Origin of the sequence: Gilliamella sp. wkB195 (assembly GCF_001690445.1) — a bacterium.
GTDB lineage: Bacteria > Pseudomonadota > Gammaproteobacteria > Enterobacterales > Orbaceae > Gilliamella > Gilliamella apicola_E.
Window position 1 is genome coordinate 19,569 of the sequence record NZ_LZGP01000001.1, and the last position, 13,897, is coordinate 33,465.

15 protein-coding genes are annotated in these 13,897 nt (G+C 35.2%); 4 read left to right on the forward strand and 11 right to left on the reverse strand.

Annotated elements, in window-relative coordinates; all coding sequences use genetic code 11:
- Positions 1 to 17: 17 nt before the first annotated feature.
- From tsaD to coaE, 4 genes are read right to left on the reverse strand one after another with little or no spacing between them, the layout of a single operon-like run.
- Complete coding sequence (gene tsaD, locus A9G08_RS00070; RefSeq protein WP_065561725.1) at positions 18 to 1,037, reverse strand: tRNA (adenosine(37)-N6)-threonylcarbamoyltransferase complex transferase subunit TsaD; 1,020 nt, start codon at positions 1,035 to 1,037, stop codon at positions 18 to 20.
- Positions 1,037 to 1,249, reverse strand: coding sequence for a DNA gyrase inhibitor YacG (gene yacG, locus A9G08_RS00075; RefSeq protein WP_065561726.1), 213 nt, complete (start codon positions 1,247 to 1,249; stop codon positions 1,037 to 1,039). The genes tsaD and yacG overlap by 1 nt, the downstream gene beginning before the upstream one ends.
- Before the next feature lie 25 nt (positions 1,250 to 1,274).
- The gene (gene zapD, locus A9G08_RS00080) at positions 1,275 to 2,012 is read right to left on the reverse strand and encodes a cell division protein ZapD (RefSeq protein WP_065561727.1); all 738 of its coding nucleotides are present in this window, start codon (positions 2,010 to 2,012) and stop codon (positions 1,275 to 1,277) included.
- Positions 2,005 to 2,619 (reverse strand): dephospho-CoA kinase, encoded by a 615-nt coding sequence (gene coaE, locus A9G08_RS00085; RefSeq protein WP_065561728.1) that lies wholly within the window; start codon positions 2,617 to 2,619, stop codon positions 2,005 to 2,007. The genes zapD and coaE overlap by 8 nt, the downstream gene beginning before the upstream one ends.
- Positions 2,620 to 2,942: 323 nt before the next feature.
- Between coaE and lexA the strand changes: the two genes are divergently transcribed.
- Together lexA and A9G08_RS00095 are read left to right on the forward strand one after the other, a co-directional pair.
- On the forward strand, positions 2,943 to 3,569 hold the full coding sequence (gene lexA / locus A9G08_RS00090; protein WP_065561729.1) for a transcriptional repressor LexA: 627 nt from the start codon (positions 2,943 to 2,945) through the stop codon (positions 3,567 to 3,569).
- 51 nt (positions 3,570 to 3,620) lie between these two features.
- Positions 3,621 to 4,001: a hypothetical protein gene (locus A9G08_RS00095; protein ID WP_065561730.1), complete on the forward strand. Its 381-nt coding sequence runs from the start codon at positions 3,621 to 3,623 to the stop codon at positions 3,999 to 4,001.
- Between the two features lie 78 nt (positions 4,002 to 4,079).
- On the opposite strand, the gene hisM is transcribed toward A9G08_RS00095, so the two are convergent.
- Genes hisM through A9G08_RS00110 form a run of 3 tightly spaced genes read right to left on the reverse strand, consistent with a single transcriptional unit; the run spans position 4,080 to position 6,289 of the window.
- The gene (hisM, locus tag A9G08_RS00100; protein ID WP_065561731.1) at positions 4,080 to 4,799 is read right to left on the reverse strand and encodes a histidine ABC transporter permease HisM; all 720 of its coding nucleotides are present in this window, start codon (positions 4,797 to 4,799) and stop codon (positions 4,080 to 4,082) included.
- Between the two features lie 12 nt (positions 4,800 to 4,811).
- Positions 4,812 to 5,495, reverse strand: coding sequence for an ABC transporter permease (locus A9G08_RS00105; protein ID WP_065561732.1), 684 nt, complete (start codon positions 5,493 to 5,495; stop codon positions 4,812 to 4,814).
- Positions 5,496 to 5,500: 5 nt separating this feature from the next.
- Positions 5,501 to 6,289, reverse strand: coding sequence for a lysine/arginine/ornithine ABC transporter substrate-binding protein (locus A9G08_RS00110; protein WP_065561733.1), 789 nt, complete (start codon positions 6,287 to 6,289; stop codon positions 5,501 to 5,503).
- A 335-nt stretch (positions 6,290 to 6,624) separates the two neighbouring features.
- Here A9G08_RS00110 and yccS point away from each other — a divergent pair, with 335 nt between their 5' ends.
- Positions 6,625 to 8,721 carry a YccS family putative transporter gene (gene yccS, locus A9G08_RS00115; protein ID WP_218058358.1) on the forward strand — a complete coding sequence of 699 codons (2,097 nt, stop codon included), beginning with the start codon at positions 6,625 to 6,627 and terminating at the stop codon, positions 8,719 to 8,721.
- A gap of 26 nt (positions 8,722 to 8,747) precedes the next feature.
- Here the strand turns inward: yccS and A9G08_RS00120 are convergent, their stop codons facing one another.
- Genes A9G08_RS00120 through yejK form a run of 4 tightly spaced genes read right to left on the reverse strand, consistent with a single transcriptional unit; the run spans position 8,748 to position 12,200 of the window.
- Positions 8,748 to 9,305 (reverse strand): hypothetical protein, encoded by a 558-nt coding sequence (locus A9G08_RS00120; RefSeq protein ID WP_065561735.1) that lies wholly within the window; start codon positions 9,303 to 9,305, stop codon positions 8,748 to 8,750.
- Between the two features lie 58 nt (positions 9,306 to 9,363).
- Positions 9,364 to 10,353 carry a hypothetical protein gene (locus A9G08_RS00125; RefSeq protein ID WP_141673886.1) on the reverse strand — a complete coding sequence of 330 codons (990 nt, stop codon included), beginning with the start codon at positions 10,351 to 10,353 and terminating at the stop codon, positions 9,364 to 9,366.
- Positions 10,350 to 11,192, reverse strand: coding sequence for a deoxyribonuclease IV (gene nfo, locus A9G08_RS00130; protein ID WP_065561737.1), 843 nt, complete (start codon positions 11,190 to 11,192; stop codon positions 10,350 to 10,352). Before nfo ends, A9G08_RS00125 begins: the two co-directional genes overlap by 4 nt.
- A 9-nt stretch (positions 11,193 to 11,201) precedes the next feature.
- Positions 11,202 to 12,200, reverse strand: a complete 999-nt coding sequence (yejK, locus tag A9G08_RS00135; protein ID WP_065561738.1) for a nucleoid-associated protein YejK — start codon at positions 12,198 to 12,200, stop codon at positions 11,202 to 11,204.
- 177 nt (positions 12,201 to 12,377) lie between these two features.
- Between yejK and A9G08_RS00140 the strand changes: the two genes are divergently transcribed.
- Entirely contained in the window at positions 12,378 to 13,769 is a 1,392-nt protein-coding gene (locus tag A9G08_RS00140) for an MATE family efflux transporter (protein ID WP_065561739.1), read from the forward strand.
- Positions 13,770 to 13,897: the final 128 nt, after the last annotated feature.

The following is a 13,897-nucleotide window of genomic DNA, read 5'->3' on the forward strand; positions in this document are numbered from 1 at the left end:
AATATAGCTTGAACAATTTATTTATCATTAAGTTCACTTAATGGCCATCTTGGTTTAACTTCTATTGCCAGATCAGCAAATTGTGAGGATTTAAGATGGATCATACCTGCATAAGCAATCATCGCACCATTATCTGTACAAAATTCTAATCTCGGATAATATACCTGCCCTTTTCGCTCAGCCATTAGTTGAGCTAATTTACGGCGTAACGTTTTATTGGCGCTAACACCACCAGCGATAACTAAACGATTAAAACCGGTGAAATCTAAAGCTCGACGTGATTTAATCAAAAGCGTATCAACTAATGCATCTTCAAATGCTCTAGCAATATCAGCTTTGCTTTGCTCGTCGAGGTCTTGCCCTTGTTGATGAATAGTATTTGCTGCAGCCGTTTTTAGACCGGAAAAACTAAAATCTAAACCCGGTCTATCTGTCATCGGTCTTGGAAAATGAAAACGTGACGCATCGCCTTGCTCAGCAAGTTTAGATAATTTAGCGCCACCAGGATAATCCAAACCTAATAATTTTGCTGTTTTGTCGAACGCTTCACCTGCGGCATCATCAATCGATTCGCCAAGTAACTCATATTCGCCAACACCAGTAACTTTAATTAATTGAGTATGACCACCGGAAACGAGCAAAGCAACAAAAGGAAACTCGGGCGGATTATCTTCTAACATAGGCGCGAGTAAATGCCCTTCCATATGATGCACCGCAACCGCAGGCACATTCCAAGCATAAGCAAGCGAGCGACCGATAGATGCACCAACCATTAATGCACCAATTAATCCAGGCCCAGCAGTATAAGCCACGCCGTCAATATCACTGGGTTTTAAATTTGCTTCTTTCAATGCAGCTTGAATGAGCGGTACCGTCTTACGAATATGATCGCGCGAAGCGAGCTCAGGTACAACACCACCATAATCAGCATGTAATTTGATTTGTGAATAGAGTTGATTGGCGATAAGACCTTGCTTGTCATCATAAATAGCAATCCCCGTCTCATCGCACGAGGTTTCAATGCCTAAAATCTTCATTAATGTTTACTCATCAGATCAGAAATTTCGTCTTCACTCCAAAGATCTTGTTCAGAAAGTTCTTTATCAGCGATGCGATGCTCTTCTGCGGCCCATTCACCTAAATCAATCAATTGGCAACGTTTACTACAAAACGGACGATATGGACTTTTTTCAGACCATTCAACATCTTTCTGGCAGGTAGGACATTTTACAATGGTATTTTTATTCATTTAAACACTCTTAAATTCTATTTGACTAACAACATGCAAGTTCAAACTCGATTGCATCAATATTGTTATTATCGCCAGCATAAAGGGGTAAAAAACGAATACTATAACGAGACATGTGACCGGATACTTGAGGATAAACATTTTTATCCAAAGCAACACGAATTCGAATCAAACTCACATCACCATTGGTTTCTTGGAAGAAATTGTTGGTACAAGTGAAAAGACTAAATTCGCCTAATTGTCGAATAAATTGTAAACAAGCTTTCAAAGGTTCATCAAGCACCGCAATATGTTTTAACCACTCATCAACTTGTGAATTGCGTTTTTCTTGTGTTTGATTTAACCATAAATGAAATGATGGTAAATCAAAACTACAACATCCACCTGGGATCATCAAACGCTGACGAATTGCCGTAATAAAACGGTCATCTTTCAAAGCTTGTCCTAAGCGTAAACTCGAATTAAACTTTGCTAAAAACAGATCATATTTTTTAAGCATATCGCCAAGTAACTCTTTGTCTACACCATCAAGTTCAATCCAAGATAGTATTTTCTGTTTTTGAGCTTCGATCTCTTTAATTAAATCGCCTTTAACATCATTACGCTCAACGATTTCTAATAATTCTGATAATGCATGAAAAAACAATAATGCATTATTTTGTGTGAAATGGCGATGTAAATGTAATTGTTTAAGTAAAAACTCGATCCGTAACCAAGTACGCATTCTTTCATTTAATGGATGTTCGAAAATTATGTTATTCATAGCTATTCTTAACTTTTAAGTTGTGTAGATATTGCTTATGTAAGTTATCTACTTGAATTTTCAGTGACACTAAATCACCATCATTCACAATAATATCATCGGCAAAGGCTAAACGATCGGTCAAACAAACCTGTGTTGCAATCATTTTTTTTGCCAATGACTCACTAATTCTATCTCGATTAATCAGGCGTTCTAATTGTAACGCTTCTGGAATATCAATCATCAAAATGCGATCAGCCAATTGGTGTAAATTGTTCTCAATTAACAAAGGCACCACCCATATCACATAAGGTTTGGTTTGCTTAGCAAACTGTTTTTGCGTCTCTTGTGCAATAATCGGGTGCAATAAATTATTTAACCATAACCGTTCATGATCATTGTTAAAAATGATCTCTCTTAATTGACTACGGTCTAATTCACCATTTCCTAACAAGATTTCTTGGCTAAAATGTTGAGTAATTTGCTCCAAAGCAGGCGTGCCTACTTCAACCACTTGGCGAGCAATAATGTCAGCATCAATAATTGGAACGCCTAATTGAGCAAATAGATGGGCAATGGTACTTTTACCACTTGCAATTCCTCCACTAAGTGCAACAATATAAGACATAAATCAAATTCCAACTAAAATGACTATATTAAGGGATTATATCATACAACTGGGCAACAGAATATATAGCATTTATCACTAAAATAATTTTAATCATTCCCCCCAAAATGTCCCGCATAAAACGTTTAAATCATTTCTGTCAGAATATCATCAATAACGCATTTTGATGAAAAAATGCCGCCATATTTTGTGATTTAGATCAAAAATAATGCTTTTTGTGGATTTTTTAATGTCCAATATCAAAAAAATTAGATAAAACAGTTGTTTTGTTCGTATAGCTGTATATAATCACATGTATCTGTATATAAAAACAGGAATAAACCATGAGACCATTAACCGAACGCCAACAACAAATTTATGATTTAATTAAAGAAAACATCCAAACAACAGGTATGCCACCGACTCGAGCTGAAATTGCCCAAAAATTAGGATTTCGATCCGCCAATGCAGCTGAAGAACATTTAAAAGCATTAGCTAAAAAAGGGGCAATTGAGATGATTGCTGGATCATCTCGCGGAATTCGTTTATTACTTGAACAACCTGATGACGCATCCGACTTTGAAGGCATCCCTTTAATTGGTAAAGTAGCAGCTGGATCACCAATCTTGGCACAAGAACATATTGAAAGCCATTATCAAATGTCACCAGCACTATTCAAACCACAAGCTGACTTTTTATTAAGAGTAGAAGGCATGTCAATGAAGGATATTGGTATTTTAGATGGTGATTTACTTGCCGTTCACAAAACTCAAGATGTAAAAAACGGCCAAGTGGTTGTTGCTCGCATTGATGATGAGGTCACCGTAAAACGATTATCGCAAAAAGGAAGACATGTAAAACTTCTAGCGGAAAATCCTGAATTTGCGCCAATCGATGTTGATTTAGAGCAACAAAATTTTGCCATTGAAGGTATCGCAGTTGGTATTATTCGTAATGGTTCATGGATGTAATCTTAAAGTTAGTATAAAATATCCAATAATTGTTGCTTAGGAGATAACAATATGTGGTTATTTTGGGTATATGAATTTTTAGGATTTGTTGGCGTTATATTATTAGTTTTCGCTTACTGTCGTATTCGTAAACAAGGGTTTTGGTCTTTTTTGTGGCACAATTTAAAATGGATTTCGATTGGTATTGCTTGTGTTTGGCTACTAATAGCACTCATTTGTCGAAATGATTTATACAGCGCTGCAAAATGTTATTTCCGTGGTGAAAGTATGCACGCTAACACCAAATACTCTATCTTTTGGAGTGAGTGTCAAATCGAAACATCTAATGGTAACTTTCTGCCAATTGACCGTACTCGAGCACTACCTGGCGCTAAAGATGGTGGTGATAGTCATGGTGACGGAGTACCTGCTGATGATTTAATCATCAATTAAATGGGTTGATTCTAAAAACAGGCAATGCAAAACGTTGCCTGTTTTTTATTTGGTAAAATTCTATTTGATTGACTTTATTTATATCACTTTTTCATTAACCCGCATGTAAGCTAAGCAATGTTTTTCGAGTTGTTTAAAGCCAAAAATCAGAACAAAACTCACACACAAATAGATCACCGCTGCAATCCCAAAGGCATGAAAAGGTTGATAGGTTTCAGCATAAATATCACGGGCTATCTTCATCACATCTTGAACCGTCACAGTAAAAGCTAATGCGGTTGAGTGCAACATAAAAATCACTTCATTGCTATAAGCAGGCAATGCAATTCGAAAAGCTCTTGGTAAAATAATATAGCGATACAATTGCCAGCGATTAAAACCAAGTGCGGTAGCGGCCTGAATTTCACCACTTGGTACATTACGAATCGCACCAGCAAAAACCTCAGTAGTGTACGCGCAAGTATTGAGTGTAAAAGCTAAAATAGTACAATTTAATCCACTTTGGAAAAAGTCACTTAAATACTTATGTTCGCTAACAAAACTCAATGTATATATGCCGGTATAGATAATCAATAACTGCACATAAAGTGGCGTACCACGAAAAACATAAGTAAACAAACAAATCGGCCATTTAATGAAGATATGGTTAGCATTTCGCCCCACCGCTAACACTAATGCTAAAATCCCACCTAATGACACAGACAAAATCAAGATCCAAAGCGTCATTGCCAGACCTGTAATATGGTAGCCATCCGACCATAATAGAGCTTTCCAGTAATCTTGAATGATTTCTAACATAATATGGCTCGATTATAATTTTGCTTTAGTGATTCCGGCGGAATAATGTTTCTCAAGCCACCATAAAACAACATTAGATATAGAAGTAAAAAATAGATAAAACGCTCCGGCTAGTAAGGCAAAAAATAGCGGTTGATAGGTTGCCTCGCCAGCGGTTTTGGTTGCTTTTACTAGATCGAACAATCCTAATAATGATACAAGTGCCGTGGCTTTTAAAATGACTAACCAATTATTAGCAACTCCGGGAAGAGCATAACGCATCATCAAAGGAAATCGTACATAGATAAAAACTTGACGCTTATTTAAGCCTAATGCAGTAGCAGCATCAATTAATGTTTTGGGAACCGATTGAAAAGCACCGCGGAAGGTTTCAGTAAAATAAGCACCGTAGATAAATCCCAAGGTTATAATACCTGCCACAAAAGGATTGATTTCGATCATATCAACTTCAAGAAAATCAGTAATGCTATTTAACAAAAATTGCAAACCGAAAAAGATCAGCATCATCAACACTAAATCAGGCACACCGCGAATTAATGAGGTATAAGCCTGACAAATTAGTTGCAAAATCAGCTTTTGAGATAATTTGCCAAGAGCACAAACTCCCCCCATTATTATGGCAAGAATTAGCGAACAAATCGCTAATTCAATTGTAACTAGTGCACCTTGTAATATTAATGAACTATAGCCTTGCATATAATTTATTTTTTATTGCCATAAACGCTAAAATCAAAATACTTATCATTGATTTTCTTATAGGTGCCATCATTTAAAATTTCAACAAGTGCCTGATTAAACGCTTCACGAAGCTCATCATCCTTTTTACGGAATCCTAGCCCAACACCAACATCAAAATAGCCTTTATCACTAAGCACATCACCAGCGAACGCAAAGTCTTTACCTTGAGGCTGTTTTAAAAAGGCGTAGCTACCAGTAACCTCATCTTGCAATGCCGCATCTAAACGCCCCGCTGCTAAATCCGAAAATACTTGTAACTGATTTTGATATGGCACAATCACTACACCATTTGGGCGCCACTTATCATTAGCAAAATGCTCTTGAGAAGTCCCCTGCTCAACGCCAACCCGCTTACCTTTTAATGACTCAATGGTTGGTAACAAATCAGAGCCTTTTTTTGCGATTAAGCGAGAATTAGTAATAAAAATTTCGTCGGAAAAAGCTATCTGTTTTTTACGTTTTTCCGTCATCATCAATGAAGAGGATATCATGTCGATTTTGCGTGACAATAAAGAGGGAATTAACGCATCAAAATCAGTAGTTTGAAACTCACATTTAATCTTGGCTTTTTCACAAAGTGCTTTAGTGATTTCGATATTAAAACCACTGATTTCACCATTTTTATCAATAAAATCAAACGGCGCGTAAGATGTATCCGACCCAATTTTAATCGATTCAGGCACTTTGGCTTGAATTGTCCAAGCACAACTTAACAACATCGCTACCGAGGCAATTTTAAATAGACGCTTCATGATTTAATCCTATAAAATTTTTGAACGCATAATATAGCGTGTTATTAAATGAATTAATAATAAAAAAAAATTATCAACATGAGGGTGAAAATTGAGTAAAAGTTATAATTAACATTGTTAAAAGGCGAATTTTTAGGCCTCAAAAACCCCGTTCCTCAACTTTTTTTGGCTTAAAAAGTATGTCATTCAATACTTTTAAGTCTGATTTGATATTAATAAATTTACTTTCGCTAATTATATAGTATGCTTTGCATTATGATGTTAACTCATTTCAAACACTAAATAACGTGCATTCTTTTATCTTATCTTTGCGTAAAGTTTTTTATAGCAGTAATTTGCTATTTAGTATTCGTATGCTGGTTAGTTTGACTGGCTCTACGCTCGTGCCTTGGTATTTTGGTTCAGTTTCGTTGGTGATTCCACTCACTTTAGGCGTGGTTGCCGCAGGCCTGACAGAGATTGATACCAGGTTGCTCAGTCGCTGTATCAATATTTTACTTACGTTAGTTTGTTTTGCGATTGCAACGTTTTCGGTCGAGTTGTTGTTTAATTTTCCTTTGTTATTTATTGTCGGATTAGTTAGCTCGACGTTTATGTTTATTATGCTTGGTACGCTTGGACAACGATATGGCGTGATTGCTTTTGGTTCGTTATTGATTGCTGCGTATACCATGCTGGGCCACAATCTGTTTGATGATAACTATACTCTGCCTTGCTTTCTACTATTGGGTGCACTCTGGTATAACATTGTTTCATTAATTGAATCTATAGTACAACCGATTCATACAACTCAGCAGACATTAGCAAATTGCTTCTTGAAATTATCACTTTATCTTGATGCCAAAGCAGCGATGTTTGATCCTGATGAAACTGATGGCTTTAGACGACAAACGCTTGAATTGACAGAATGCAACACTCAAGTGATTAATGCGTTTAATGATACCAAGCGTTCGCTATTTAATCGTTTAAAAGGCTTTCGTGGACAATCTTATATTAGAAAGATGCTTAGTTATTATTTTGTTGCCCAAGATATTCACGAACGAGCAAGCTCCTCTCATGGTGATTATCAAGCACTCAGTGAACACTTTAAGCATAGCGATCTGTTATTTCGTTTTGCAAGAATTTTGAATTTACAAGCTAAAGCTTGTGCCAAATTAGCGGTATCGATTAAATTAAATCAAACTTATCATCATGATCCGCTGTTTGCTCGTTATTTTGCTTATTTAGAAGAGGCAATCGTCCAATATCAACAGCATCCTAATGCCAATATGTTATTTATTAAATCGTTGCAAAATCTCTATCAAAATTTGCAAGCCATCGATTTATTATTGGCCAATATTGATACCGAGCAACACTTATCTAAGATACAAGAAGATAATCAGTTGATTGATGAGGAACTAACTCGCTTTCATGATATATTTTCACGAATTAAGCAAAATTTAACTTTGAAATCATCATTATTTCGCCATGCTATTCGTATGAGTCTAGTGCTTTTTGTGGGTTATATGGTGATTTTCTTCTCTCATCTTTCACATGGCTATTGGATTATTTTAACCAGTTTATTTGTTTGCCAACCTAACTATTCCACCACTAAATACCGCTTAAAATTGCGAGTAATCGGGACAATTTTAGGGATCATCATCGGGATTCCGTTAACCTATTTATTTCCAAGTATTGAAGCACAATTAGTGTTGATTATTTTGACCGGCTGGTTGTTTTTTCTATTTAAGAATTCGCAATATGCCTATGCGACTGCTTTCATTACTTTATTAGTATTTTTTAGTTTTAGCTTGATCGGTGAAAGTAGTATTTCGGTGGCAATATCACGTATTATAGCAACGTTAATTGGATGCTTTATTGCATGGTTTGCGGTCAGTTTTATCTGGCCTGATTGGAAGTTTAGAAACTTACCTAAATTACTTGATCGAGTCTGCCATGATGATAGTCACTATTTGGCGCTAATTGGTAGTCAATACGTATCAGGTAAAACTAATGATCCTAAATACCGTGTTGCACGGCGAGCTGCACATGATAGTAACGCCGATTTATCTTCACTTATCAGCTTAATGACCAAAGAGCCTCATGTAAAACCCGATCTGATTGAGCAAGGTTTCCGATTATTAACACTTAATCATACATTTATCAGTTACTTGTCAACCTTAGGAGCGCATCGTGATAAAAACATCTCGCCCCACACGCTTGAACTATTTGATGATGTTTCTCTTTATATTATTACCATTTTGAGCAATAAGAAGATCGACTCTGAATATCTTCCTTTAAAGAAAATGGTGGATGATCATCTTGAGATTGTGTCCGATGATGATAAAGATAATGATAATGATTTGCTGGTCATGCAACAGTTAGCTTTGATTTTGGATATTCTTCCGGAAATCATCGATTTAATTACCTCAATTGAAGAAAAAACTAATTGACCAGCATGCTTATTAATTTAACTTCGTTATTGAATAAATGGGTTTTGTTCACCAATGTAGACTAAGGGTTGTTCGAAGTTGTTAACTTTATCTGCATCAATTTCAAAACCATATAAATAATCTGATTCGAAATATGGACCTTGGTTTTGATTCGGTTTAATCACCGCTGATATTTTGAGATCTTTAATATCAAATGATACTGATTGCTTAGTGGCTTTGTCATAAATAAATATTGACGAATTTGGTAAACCTATTTTGCCAAGAAAAATGTCGTGGTATCTGCCGTCAATTGAATAATAGGGTTTTGAATATTGTGCATTGACAGGATCTGAGTGAGTTCGTTCTTCATCTGGTATCAAAAAGAAAGCCTCAATTGATTTATCGCCATGAGCAAGTAAATCATCTGTCACAGAAACGAATGCAAATCGCTTTTTATCTTTTATATAATCAATAAACGTTAGTTGATGAAGATTTACTTTTTCAGTTGATTGTGAATGATTCACTGTTTTTGGATGCACCGATGTTTGAGAATAAGCACCAAAGCTTAATAAAGAAATAATAGATACAATTAGTATTTTTTTCATTGTTTACCTACTCCTTAAGTACATATTCTCAAGCTGAATTTTATCTTGTTCTATAATCTTAATGTCGATTATCACATTTTATCATTAAACTTTTATATGATGGATCAATATAATCAATATATGGACACATAAATGTTATTGATTCAAATCCAAATATCACTGAAGGTTGATTTTTAAACAATTCGCCAGCCCATTGGTCTTTATAAATTTCATTAAAATCTGTGTCAGTTAAATTTGCTATACTAGAACTTTCACTATTAGTGAATTCCATATTAGTTAAAATGTTTTTTTTATTATCAAGTATTAACAATTGTCTATGATAGGGCTCAATAAAGTTTTCATGCTTAATTATTTCGTCTTGAACATAGTAATTTAATCCTTTCGCTTTAGCTAAATAGCTTAGAGTAATGCTATTTTGAACAGATTTATCGTTATTTTTCGAGACTTTTGGAAAATCTTCATTGTCAATTCTTCGCCAGTCTAATCGTGTTAGTTGTTGCATAGTAAACGGATTTTTCTTACCGATATAAACAAATGTATTATGAGGGTTTAAGTTGGATAATTGCTTAGGGTTCAGTTTAAAACCAAATTGATAATTATGCTGATCATGATGTGGAGACTCACCAATACTATAAATATTTATGATTGCAAAAGCTTCTAATTTGCGAATAGGATAAGTAATTAGTCGATTATGTTCGTAATCATAAAGATAGAAATTATCGTCTTCAGATATTTCAGCTTCTTTCAAAAAACGTTGTCGATAGATTTTTGTTAATTTATAGCTATCTTTCTTATAATTACCTATTTCATCTGGAATTAAGTTTGGAATAATTCGTACCTTTCCATTTTCATCATTTGGGTCAAAGTTAATTTTTTCTGATACTGAAGTAAAATAGAAAATGGGGTTATCTTTTTTCTCAACGATAAAAATATCTAATTCTTTTATAGTGTTATCTGAATGATTTTGTATTTCCTCGTTAGCATTTACAAAACAACTCAGTAATAATAATATTAATAACTTTATTTTTATTATTTTCATTTTTTTCACTTTTCTTGCTCTTTTAACCAAGCTATTTCTTGTTTCCAAAGATCCGGATCGACAGTTTCGAGGATGAGAGGGATTTCATCGATTCGCGAGTCTTGCATGATAAATTTAAATGCCGTTTCGCCGATGGTTCCTTTGCCTAAGCTATCATGACGGTCAACATGGCTTGCCAATTCACTTTTAGCATCGTTTAAGTGCATACCTCGTAAGTATTTAAAGCCAACAATTTTTTCAAACTCATCAAAAGTCTCTTTGCAGGCTTTTTCAGTACGTAAGTCATAACCGGCAGCAAACGCATGACAGGTATCAATACAGACACCAACACGACTTTTATCTTCTATTTTATCGATGATTTGTGCAAGATGTTCAAATTTATAACCAAGATTAGACCCTTGCCCTGCGGTGTTTTCTATCACTGCGACAACATTTTTAGTTTTATCTAAAGTGATATTTATCGATTCGGAAATACGCGCCAAACACTCATCCACCGAAATTTTTTGTAAGTGACTACCAGGATGAAAGTTGAGTAAAGTTAACCCTAGCTGTTCACAGCGTTGCATTTCGTCTAAAAAAGCTGTTCGGGATTTATCGAGTTGCTCACTATCAGGGCTACCTAAATTGATAAGGTAACTATCATGCGGTAGGATTTGTTTACTAGTAAATCCATATCGTTCACAGCGTTTTTTGAAACTATCAATCACTGCTGATTCAAGCGGTTTTGCATGCCACTGGCGTTGATTTTTAGTAAATAAAGCAAAAGCCGTTGCACCAATTTGATAAGCATTAATTGGAGCATTATCGACACCACCAGAAGCACTCACATGAGCACCAATATATTTCATAATTTTTTCCTAGTTTGAGCCACTGTTTCGTTGAAGTTGGTCACGTAAATTAGGTGGAACACCTTTAATCACAAGTGAGTCAGTTTGCGGGTCCCATTTGATTCGTTCGCCTAATAGATCAGAATCAAAGCTTAAGGTTAATCCACCACCGCTACCAGAGAATTTTTTAAGTTGGCGTAGTGCACTACGATCAACGGGGAAAGTGTCCTCTAGATCATATTCATTATTTTTGACAAATTCCATAAAATTATTCTCGTCAGTCGTTGGCAATTCGTTAGCAAGATTTTTCAGTTCAATCTCTTCACCTGCTTGTAATTGCGCTTGGCAATAATTATAAACATTTTCACGGGCATTATTCTTGTTGTCAAATTGCATTTCTTGGCAATAGTCATCAACCGCTTTAACAAGTGTTTTATTTTGCGCTTTAGCATCTAATCCTTCACTCGCACCTAAATAATCCATAAAGAAGTCTGAAACCTTACGCCCTACTCGTCCTTTTAGGAAAGTTAGGTAACGTTTTGAGTCAGGAGCCGTTTCCCATTCGGTTATATCTATGCGAGCAATGATATCGGCATGGTCAATATCTAAATACTGGGTTTCTGATATATTGAGTTGTTCGTTGACTAACATACTTAAACAGCTATTTAATACAGCAATAATAAGGTACTCAACAGCTAGATATCGATAATGGCAAAAAATAACGGTGCCACCTTCAGCAAATGGATATTTGGCCAGTTCATTACGTAATTGTTTGGTAGATTCTTGACTAAAATTAAGGAAGTCTTGATTACCTAAACGTAATTCTTTAAGCGACTGTTCAAAAAGGCTTTCACTATTAAATAGTCCATAAGCTTTACTTTTGTTGTTATAAACGCGGTTTATATCTTCAATCAAGTTGGTTACCGCTTGTTCATTGTTCAGTAATGAGTCACGAAGTTGTAATTCGATTTCCGTATCGCTTTTTCTTATTAATTTATGTAAAACAACGTTTTCTATTTGTACACTCATGAAAATTCCTATTACGCTAGACGATTTGATAATCGACTATTTTATCAAAGCACTAAAAAAGTGCTATCATCAATTTTTATCTCTGTTAAACTAGTTATGATTATTCAAGTCAATTTTATACTTTTACGTATATTCTAAAATTCTTAGCAACTTTAACTTTTTTCAATGTGAATAAAAATGACAAACTCACGCGATATTTATGATGATTTTAAACATAAAAAAATTAGCCTAATATTTTGGCAATATGCGCTACCATCAATTATTGGGACAACAGTAAATACGCTTTACAATATTATTGATGGAATTTTTATTGGTCATTGGATCGGTCGCGAAGCGTTAAGTGGCGCTGGTATTATTTTGCCTGTGATGAATCTTGCTGCCGGCATTGGTATGTTGGTCGGTATTGGTTCGGCAAGCCGTATTTCGATATTTTTGGGTCGAGGCGAGATTGATAAAGCCGAAAGAGTAGCAGGCACATCGTTTATGTTAACTGCTGTGCTTAGCGGTATTACTTTAGCATTATTACTTTATTTTATTGATCCGGTTTTACACTTTATCGGTTCAAGCCCCACTAATCATATTTATGCACGGGAATTTTTAGAGATATTTTTACCGGGTAGTATTTTTATCACACTAACATTTAATTACAACAACATGATGCGCGCCAGTGGTTATCCTTTCAAAGCCATGGTAACGATGTTTATCAGTGTGATTGCTAATATTATTCTCGCACCAATTTTCATTATTGCTTTAGGTTGGGGAATGCGTGGCGCAGCGTTTGCAACTACGCTATCGATGTTTATTAGCTTTTTGTTTGTAATGCAACACTTTATCAGCAAAAACAGCAATATTAAATTATATCGTCGCAACTTCAAGCTCGATTTTACTTATGTTAAATCTATTTTATCGATTGGTATGTCACCGTTTGCCATGCAGGTGGCTGCGTCGGTTGTTGTGGTATTTATCAACTGGCAGTTAACCCATTATGCACCAATATCACATGTTTCAAGTGATGATGCAATTGCCGGCTATTCTAACGCTAACCGATTAATTACACTAATTATTATGATTGTTATTGGCATAAATCAAGGTATGCAACCCATTATTGGTTATAACTACGGCTCCAAAAATTATGCTCGGGTTAAGGAAACGTTTATTTATGCGGTTAAAATTGCCACCGTCATTACTAGCGTTGGTTTTGTACTAGGTTGTTTTATTCCTGATGTGCTGGTTAGAGCATTTAGTTCTGATGTTGATTTAGTAGCAATATCTGCAATTGCACTGCGTTATACTACGTTTTCTTTTGCGTTTGTCGGCTTCCAAATGGTAACTACCAGTTTCTTCCAATGTATTGGTATGGCAAAAGTTTCTATTTTGTTAAGTCTTTCAAGACAAATTTTAATCTTGTTACCAACACTTTATATTCTTCCATTATTCTTTGATTTAGATGGCGTTTGGGCTGCCTCTCCAACAGCGGATCTGTTATCGACTGGCACGGCTTATGTCGTACTTCATTGCTATTTTAGATCAATCAAAAATAGAGATTGTTCACCAAAACTCAATCAGTAGATCTTTTTGCAAATGGGATAAAATAGGAAATAATAATATGGTTATAAACAATAAAAGCATCCAATAAAAGTAAAATACCAGTTAAAAAATTACTATTTCCTAATAAGATAATTGTTTTATGTCAATAT

What these genes read in the sequence shown, in the direction of transcription:
- tsaD (WP_065561725.1), bottom strand. Translation starts at nt 1,037, where the DNA reads ATGAAGATTTTAGGCATTGAAACCTCGTGCGATGAGACGGGGATTGCT.
- yacG (WP_065561726.1), bottom strand. Translation starts at nt 1,249, where the DNA reads ATGAATAAAAATACCATTGTAAAATGTCCTACCTGCCAGAAAGATGTT.
- zapD (WP_065561727.1), bottom strand. Translation starts at nt 2,012, where the DNA reads ATGAATAACATAATTTTCGAACATCCATTAAATGAAAGAATGCGTACT.
- coaE (WP_065561728.1), bottom strand. Translation starts at nt 2,619, where the DNA reads ATGTCTTATATTGTTGCACTTAGTGGAGGAATTGCAAGTGGTAAAAGT.
- lexA (WP_065561729.1), top strand. Translation starts at nt 2,943, where the DNA reads ATGAGACCATTAACCGAACGCCAACAACAAATTTATGATTTAATTAAA.
- A9G08_RS00095 (WP_065561730.1), top strand. Translation starts at nt 3,621, where the DNA reads ATGTGGTTATTTTGGGTATATGAATTTTTAGGATTTGTTGGCGTTATA.
- hisM (WP_065561731.1), bottom strand. Translation starts at nt 4,799, where the DNA reads ATGTTAGAAATCATTCAAGATTACTGGAAAGCTCTATTATGGTCGGAT.
- A9G08_RS00105 (WP_065561732.1), bottom strand. Translation starts at nt 5,495, where the DNA reads ATGCAAGGCTATAGTTCATTAATATTACAAGGTGCACTAGTTACAATT.
- A9G08_RS00110 (WP_065561733.1), bottom strand. Translation starts at nt 6,289, where the DNA reads ATGAAGCGTCTATTTAAAATTGCCTCGGTAGCGATGTTGTTAAGTTGT.
- A9G08_RS00120 (WP_065561735.1), bottom strand. Translation starts at nt 9,305, where the DNA reads ATGAAAAAAATACTAATTGTATCTATTATTTCTTTATTAAGCTTTGGT.
- nfo (WP_065561737.1), bottom strand. Translation starts at nt 11,192, where the DNA reads ATGAAATATATTGGTGCTCATGTGAGTGCTTCTGGTGGTGTCGATAAT.
- yejK (WP_065561738.1), bottom strand. Translation starts at nt 12,200, where the DNA reads ATGAGTGTACAAATAGAAAACGTTGTTTTACATAAATTAATAAGAAAA.
- A9G08_RS00140 (WP_065561739.1), top strand. Translation starts at nt 12,378, where the DNA reads ATGACAAACTCACGCGATATTTATGATGATTTTAAACATAAAAAAATT.